The sequence below is a fragment of the Aphanizomenon sp. UHCC 0183 genome, assembly GCF_009712065.1.
GTDB classification, from domain to species: domain Bacteria; phylum Cyanobacteriota; class Cyanobacteriia; order Cyanobacteriales; family Nostocaceae; genus Dolichospermum; species Dolichospermum heterosporum.
This window is the reverse complement of sequence record NZ_VILC01000009.1, coordinates 170,817-177,534: the sequence shown is the minus strand read 5'-3', so window position 1 is coordinate 177,534 and position 6,718 is coordinate 170,817. Positions and strand designations below refer to the sequence as shown.

The 6,718-nt window shown below is 36.6% G+C and carries 7 protein-coding genes; 3 read left to right on the top strand and 4 right to left on the bottom strand.

The window, feature by feature from the left end; all coding sequences use genetic code 11:
* The coding region (locus FJR37_RS04900; protein ID WP_168465456.1) for a hypothetical protein at positions 1–458 on the bottom strand (458 nt) is incomplete at its 3' end.
* A 105-nt stretch (positions 459–563) separates the two neighbouring features.
* On the bottom strand, positions 564–1,340 hold the full coding sequence (fetB, locus tag FJR37_RS04895; RefSeq protein WP_027403049.1) for an iron export ABC transporter permease subunit FetB: 777 nt from the start codon (positions 1,338–1,340) through the stop codon (positions 564–566).
* A gap of 149 nt (positions 1,341–1,489) precedes the next feature.
* On the opposite strand from fetB, the gene FJR37_RS04890 reads away from it, so the two are divergent.
* On the top strand, positions 1,490–2,638 hold the full coding sequence (locus FJR37_RS04890) for a DegT/DnrJ/EryC1/StrS aminotransferase family protein (protein ID WP_039199659.1): 1,149 nt from the start codon (positions 1,490–1,492) through the stop codon (positions 2,636–2,638).
* Positions 2,639–2,725: 87 nt separating this feature from the next.
* Here the strand turns inward: FJR37_RS04890 and FJR37_RS04885 are convergent, their stop codons facing one another.
* Positions 2,726–3,469: a DUF561 domain-containing protein gene (locus tag FJR37_RS04885; protein WP_168465455.1), complete on the bottom strand. Its 744-nt coding sequence runs from the start codon at positions 3,467–3,469 to the stop codon at positions 2,726–2,728.
* Between the two features lie 295 nt (positions 3,470–3,764).
* On the opposite strand from FJR37_RS04885, the gene FJR37_RS04880 reads away from it, so the two are divergent.
* A complete protein-coding gene (locus tag FJR37_RS04880; protein ID WP_168465454.1) occupies positions 3,765–4,613 on the top strand; it encodes a CemA family protein in 849 nt (282 codons plus the stop codon).
* A gap of 84 nt (positions 4,614–4,697) precedes the next feature.
* Positions 4,698–5,939 carry a hypothetical protein gene (locus FJR37_RS04875; protein ID WP_168465453.1) on the top strand — a complete coding sequence of 414 codons (1,242 nt, stop codon included), beginning with the start codon at positions 4,698–4,700 and terminating at the stop codon, positions 5,937–5,939.
* A gap of 47 nt (positions 5,940–5,986) precedes the next feature.
* Here FJR37_RS04875 and FJR37_RS04870 read toward each other — a convergent pair whose 3' ends face one another.
* The gene (locus tag FJR37_RS04870; RefSeq protein ID WP_168465452.1) at positions 5,987–6,694 is read right to left on the bottom strand and encodes a molybdopterin-dependent oxidoreductase; all 708 of its coding nucleotides are present in this window, start codon (positions 6,692–6,694) and stop codon (positions 5,987–5,989) included.
* Positions 6,695–6,718: the final 24 nt, after the last annotated feature.

The following is a 6,718-nucleotide window of genomic DNA, read 5'->3' as shown; positions in this document are numbered from 1 at the left end:
CCCCCTTCTTCAGTTACTTGAAAATTCGCATTAAATTCTTTAGCTTTCTTATCTAAATATTGTTTAGCTTCCGCTGCCGGTAATTGGGACTGCATGGCAAAACTTAACAAAGTTACTCTTCCTTGATTTTGTAGTAACATTTGATAAAATTGGGCTTGCAATTGTTCGCTGTTTTGTTGTTTTAAGGCTTTTTTCTCTTGTTGACTTTGTTTATACAAACCTAATGCTAACCAACTCCCCAATATCGCGCTAGGAACACCAAAAATTATTCCGCCTACAATAGTATCTTTGCTATCCTGAACCGCATTGGGAGCAGAAAATACCTGTTCCCCCTCTACTGGATATACTATTACTCCTGATTGCGCTGATTTATCTATTATTTCTGAAACTGATATTGCCAAAAACATGAATCCGAGTGTGAGTAGCCAACCAGCAGCCAGTTTTTCAGCCGTCTTCATAGTTCTACTTCAGATTTAGAGATTGCTTGTAATTTTAACCTTACTTATCTTCAGCTTCCAGTAATATTGCGAATTGTTGACCAAGAATTATTCGCCAATCACCCATTACCGAACCAACTGCATGGCAGAATTAAAAAACTGCCGACATAAACCCTTGGTAATTAAAATAGTTGTTAACAAATTGGTGACAGCTACCATAAAAATAATTAAAATCTCATAGGATACAGCCTCTAGCGGTGTGATACCGGCTAATAATTGTCCATTGGTGAAGGTTGGTATTGTCACCATACCGATCAACATCATTTGATTCAAAGTCGGCATAATTGCAGCACGAATCGCTTCTTTGCGGTATGGCTTAATTGCCTGTTCAGGTGTTGCACCCAGACTTAAATGGGTTTCTATTTCTGTGGGAAATTGGTTGATACTACTAACTAAACGTTCTCCGGCTATTGCGGCTGCATTCATGGCATTACTCAGCAATATACCAGCTAAAGGAATGATATAACGTGGTTCATACCATCTTTCTGGTTGAATAATCAAAAAATTGGTGTAAAGCAATGTTAAGGAGGTGCTGACAAAAATCGCACTTCCAGCTAAAGGTAAGACTTGTGGAATTTTTTGACTGATGCGGTTGCGAGTAATAATTGCAGTAATTGTCAGAATTATTGCTAAAATTCCCACTACCGCCCAAACATTGTTAACGGCAAAAATGAAGTCGAAAATGTATCCTAGTACAAGTAGTTGGAGGATAGTTCTACCAGTAGCTACGCTTAAATTTAATTCTAGTCCTAATTTCTCCCATGCCGATATGCCAATGGCGATCGCCATTAAACCCATCGCTAAAGCCAAATCTACCATATCTAACTTGATTAGCTCTGGCATAATTTATCTACCTCTTAACGATTGAAAACTTTAGCATAAGTAGTTGAAAAAATTAAATCGGGTTGTCGCAGGAGAGGGAAGGGAAAAATCTTCTTTCTGACTCCCGACTCCTGACTTCTTACTCCTGACTCCTTTACAAATAAAAACTCATGATTAAAAGTGTAAATTCGATTCCCGCCTTTGATATTAAACAACAATATGCCACCATTGAAACTGAGGTAAGTGCTGCTGTCTTGGCGGTTCTGGCTTCTGGGCGTTATATTGGTGGTCCAGCAGTTACAGATTTTGAACAACAATTTGCAGATTATCATGGTGTCAGTGAATGCGTAGCTTGTAACTCTGGTACTGATGCTCTATTTTTAGCATTACGCGCTTTAGGAATTGGGGCAGGTGATGAAGTTATTACCACACCCTTTACTTTTTTTGCGACAACGGAAGTTATCAGCGCTGTCGGGGCAATACCAGTATTTGTAGATATTGATGCGACTACATTTAATTTAGATGTAGAAAAAGTAGCAGCAGCGATTACATCAAAAACCAAGGCAATTATGCCAGTGCATTTATTTGGACTCCCTGTGGATATGACAGGATTAATGGAGATTGCCAAAGCTCATAATTTAAGAGTAATTGAAGATTGCGCTCAGGCTACCGGTGCAAGTTGGGAAAATCAAAAAGTTGGGAGTATTGGACATATTGGTTGTTTTAGTTTCTACCCTACCAAAAATCTTGGTGGTTGCGGTGATGGTGGGGCGATTACCACGAATGATCCAGCGATCGCTACTCAACTACGAGTTTTGCGAGAACATGGGAGTAAAGTAAGATATATTCATGAGGAAATCGGTGTCAACAGTCGTTTAGATGCCATTCAAGCCGTAATTCTGCAAATTAAACTGCGCTATCTTGATCTTTGGAACTCTAGACGTAAGCAAATCGCTGATTATTATTACCAACACCTCAGCCAAGTTTCTGATATTATTGTCCCCCAAGAATTTCCTGGGGGAGTTGGTGTTTGGAATCAATACACTATTCGGATTTCTGGAGAAAGACGCAATGGTGCCAGTGGTAAATATCGAGATTCCGTAAAAAATCAAATGCAGGAACAGGGGGTTAATTCCATGATTTACTATCCCTTACCCTTACATTTGCAGCCAGTGTATAAAAATTTAGGTTATCAACCAGGACAATTGCCAGAAGCAGAGCAAGCAAGTCAAGAAGTTTTATCTTTACCCATGTTCCCCGAATTGGAGCAAGAACAACAAGATAAAGTCATTGATACGTTGAAAAATTGTTTATCTTGAATTGTTCAGAGATCAGGGGTACAAGGGTCAAGGGGCAGGGAGAATGTTGATCTTACCTGTTCCCTGTTCCCTGTTCCCTGTTCCCTCTTACGCAAATGTGCGAGTATTTGCAGTCGCTAAAGCTTCTACTAAACTACGCACAGCAGCAATCATGGCGATTTCGCTATTGAGTTGGTTAATAGCAGAACCGACACCAACACCAGATGCACCAGAGGCGATCGCTAGAGGTGCAGTAACATTAGAAATACCAGAAGCACACAGTACAGGCACAGAAACTGCACGAGCAATTTCATAAGCAGCGGCTAAAGTAGGAGCAGCCTTTTCAATTAAACCCAAAGTACCGGAGTGAATGGGATTGCTGCTAGTACCACCTTCAGTTTGAATAATATCAGCACCCGCTTTCACCAAATCTTCAGCCAATTGTACCTGTTGGTCTAAGGTAAGAATATGGGGAACAGTTACAGATAGGGTAATTTCTGGCAGCAAGGCACGGGTTTGGCGAGTTAGTTCCAAAACCTCAGCAGCTTCAAATCTGCGTCCTTGGGCATAGAAAGAATCAAAATTACCAATTTCAATCAAATCAGCGCCAGCAGCCACAGCAGTGACAAACTTCTCTGGTTCAACCGCAGATACACAAATAGGTAATTTAGTCAAGCTTTTCGCCAATCTTACCAAATCCACATCAGCAGCAATATCCACAAAAGTCGCACCACCCAAATCAGCCGCTTTTACAGTCGCAGCCACACTAGCAGCATTGAAGTTATTCAAACCGCTAATTACTTTTAGCACAGGATGAGAAAATGCCCGGTTGAGGTTAGGATACATAGTCATAATTTTTCTTTTGCAGCAAGTTTTCAGTAGGAATATTTTTACACTAAATATAGCCATCCTACTTCAATTAGGAAAATATATTAAGATTTTTTGAAAAATCACGCCTTTAGCCTATACTGAGAGTTGTTTTTACCATTGTTCTAAATTTTCAACCACCCTCTCAGTTAAATTAGATCAAACTGGTAATACACTACAATAAAATGGTATTGATTTTATAGTTGAACATCAACCTTTTTAATTGTTATAGTTGTAGGCATTGATCATGGCTACAACTAACCTCTGATTTATCCTAACTATGAAAAAATCATCACGATCTAATCAAGATGTTTCCTCACAACCATTTATATTCTTAAAAACGGGCATATTTCCCAAATCAATCGGGAAAACATTCCAGAAAATTCTCAGTGATATATCTCCAAATGCAGATCAAGAATTTATTAAAAAATATCAAATATCCAGACAGAGGACAACTATAGCCGTCAAATTCTTATTATTATTGATAATAATTCCCCTGCTAACTCATCACCTATCCAAACGGCTGTTTATTCTTCCCATAGTAGAAAATCTGAGAAACGATCACTCCGGGCAAATTTTTCTTAATCAAGAAATGGAAGAAAAAGCCTTTCATGAATTAAAAATATTTACAGCAAAATTAAATTTTGAAGGTTTACTGGATTCAGAAACTAAAATTTCTCCAGAAAATCGAGAATCCAAGATTAAAGCCAAAGCCATAGAACTAGCAGCAGAATTTCAACATAAAAGTACCAATGCCATTAGTAATATCTTTGCTGATATCATAGCATTAATTGCTTTTGCACTGGTTATTGTTTTTAGTACAAAAGATATTATTTCTCTTCAACACTTTATAGATCAAGTTGTTTATGGTTTAAGCGATAGTGCTAAAGCTTTTTTAATTATCCTATGTACAGATGTATTTGTCGGCTTTCACTCACCCCATGGTTGGGAAGTAATTCTGGAAGGATTTACAGAACACTTAGGTTTACCAGCAAATAGAAATTATATCTTTATGTTTATTGCCACATTTCCTGTAATTTTAGACACTATAGTTAAATATTGGATATTCCGCTATCTTAGTCGTTTATCACCTTCAGCATTAGCTACCTTAAAGGAAATGAATGATTAATCATCATAATTAGGCATATTACCCATTGTCAACATTTCTGAGAATGCTAAAATGGGGCATAATCATTGTTGGTCTTCATGAATTATGCGTATTCTATTTAATCAAAAATTCAAAATTACAGTATTTATTGCTGCTTTATTAGTAATTATCTTCACTAACAAGCAAGAAATTCAACAGCAACAAATTGTTAAAAATGTATCATTATCCCAAATAGAAAATCCTCCAATTCAAGTATTTTCTGATAATTTACCTACGCCAAAACCATCTAATATAAATGCCAAAAATAATGAAAAGTCCACATTTTATTCAGTTATTAATGAATGGCAAAAATATCAATATAGTATTAATTCTAATCAAGTATTGACAGCAGGAAAATTACCAAATAACCCCATAAATTTTAATCAGGCTGACTTATTAACCGTACTCACCAATACTAGAAAATACTTTCAACAATACTCTCAAGAAGATCCCGATATTCAACGCACAGGTATCTTAGTAACTCAAGGAGTTACGGTTAAAGATATTCTAAAAACATTAGATTTTATGATTGTCGTCTTAGAAGAAGATATTTCTAATAAGCGGACAACTCGGTTACAAGATCCTAACTTTATTAACGCCAATTTTCGTGTAATTAAATGGTCTGCCCATAACCCAGAAAATCTCCAACAGAAAAAATTAAGAATTACTAAATATGCAGCTTTTATTCATCCCGGTTCTCGACAAAAAACTTCTAAATACAATACACCAATTTATGCTATTAAGGAAGAAGTAAGTCAAAATAAATTTTACACTCAATATACAAAACAAGATGTTTTATCAGGTATTTATGAACCTGGAGGTAAGGAATTTGGCAAAGTTAAACCTATTGCTTATTTAACTCGCAATGGTTTAGAGGCAGCACTAATGCAGGGAACTGTTTTAGTTAATTTTACTGATGGAACTAAAGAGTTTTTAAACGTAGACAAAAATAATGGAATGTCCTATATTCGGGGTTTAAAAGCCACTGCACAAAAGCGTTATTGGTATTTTCAAGAAGTTGATGCAATTAAAGGTTATGGATATAAAATAGATGCTAAAATATCCATCAAACCAGGAGTAACATTTGCAGGAGATGTGCTAAACATTGGTTTAGGCAGAATAATTGTCACTGAAGACAATCAAAAACGGTTAAAAATGGGTGTAATTGCCGATACAGGTGGGGCATTTTTACCCAACCTTTATCAACTTGATTTCCTAGCAGGAACTTTTGCGAGTGAAAAAGATTTTGAACAATATATTCAAAAATTACCTGAATATACAAATGCCTATATTTTAGTGAAAAAGTGATATAGATCCCCGACTTCTCAAAGAAGTCGGGGATCTGAAGATTACACTTACAATCCAGCGAACCATTCATAACCCATATCTTCCCAATAACCTTTAGCATTTGATAATTTACTGGTGAGGGTAACTCGTGTTACCCATTTACTTTGTTTATAGCCAAGTTTAATGGGTGAAGCTAATCGCAAAGGCGCACCATTTTCCACAGGCAAAGCTGCACCATTTTTTTGATAAGCTAATAGGGTTTGTGGGTGTAAAGCTGAAGCGATATCCCAACTTTCATAATAACCATCTGCTGATTTAAAATAGGCATATTTAACCTGAGATTTAGGTTGAGAAAGGGCGATAATTTCCCGCAAACGAATGCCACCCCATTGCACAATTGCTGCCCAACCTTCTACACAAACATGACGAATAATCATGGAAGTGAGAGGTAAGGCTTGAATATCTGCCATACTCAAACTCAGAGGATGATTTACTTCACCATCTATAATTAAACGATATTTTTCTAAATCAATAATTGGTGTAGATTTAAAGCTATTAATTATTAATTTACTTGGTTCAATTTGACTAGGTAAAAATTCTGGAACTGGCTTTTGAGGTTGAAATATTAACTCTTCAAATTTCTGATTGAGAGGTTCAGAAAGTTTACCTACAAAATCTGCAAACATGGGTGTACCACAACCACCCAGTAATAAACTCATACTCGAAAAACCGGAAATTTGTAAAAACTTTCTCCGTGCAAATTCATGATTATTCATTTTAATTCCTCAATGCTGCTAGTT

Bases quoted from the DNA above. Each gene is read 5' to 3' on its own strand.
- fetB (WP_027403049.1), bottom strand. From the start codon at position 1,340: ATGCCAGAGCTAATCAAGTTAGATATGGTAGATTTGGCTTTAGCGATG.
- FJR37_RS04890 (WP_039199659.1), top strand. From the start codon at position 1,490: ATGATTAAAAGTGTAAATTCGATTCCCGCCTTTGATATTAAACAACAA.
- FJR37_RS04885 (WP_168465455.1), bottom strand. From the start codon at position 3,469: ATGACTATGTATCCTAACCTCAACCGGGCATTTTCTCATCCTGTGCTA.
- FJR37_RS04880 (WP_168465454.1), top strand. From the start codon at position 3,765: ATGAAAAAATCATCACGATCTAATCAAGATGTTTCCTCACAACCATTT.
- FJR37_RS04875 (WP_168465453.1), top strand. From the start codon at position 4,698: ATGCGTATTCTATTTAATCAAAAATTCAAAATTACAGTATTTATTGCT.
- FJR37_RS04870 (WP_168465452.1), bottom strand. From the start codon at position 6,694: ATGAATAATCATGAATTTGCACGGAGAAAGTTTTTACAAATTTCCGGT.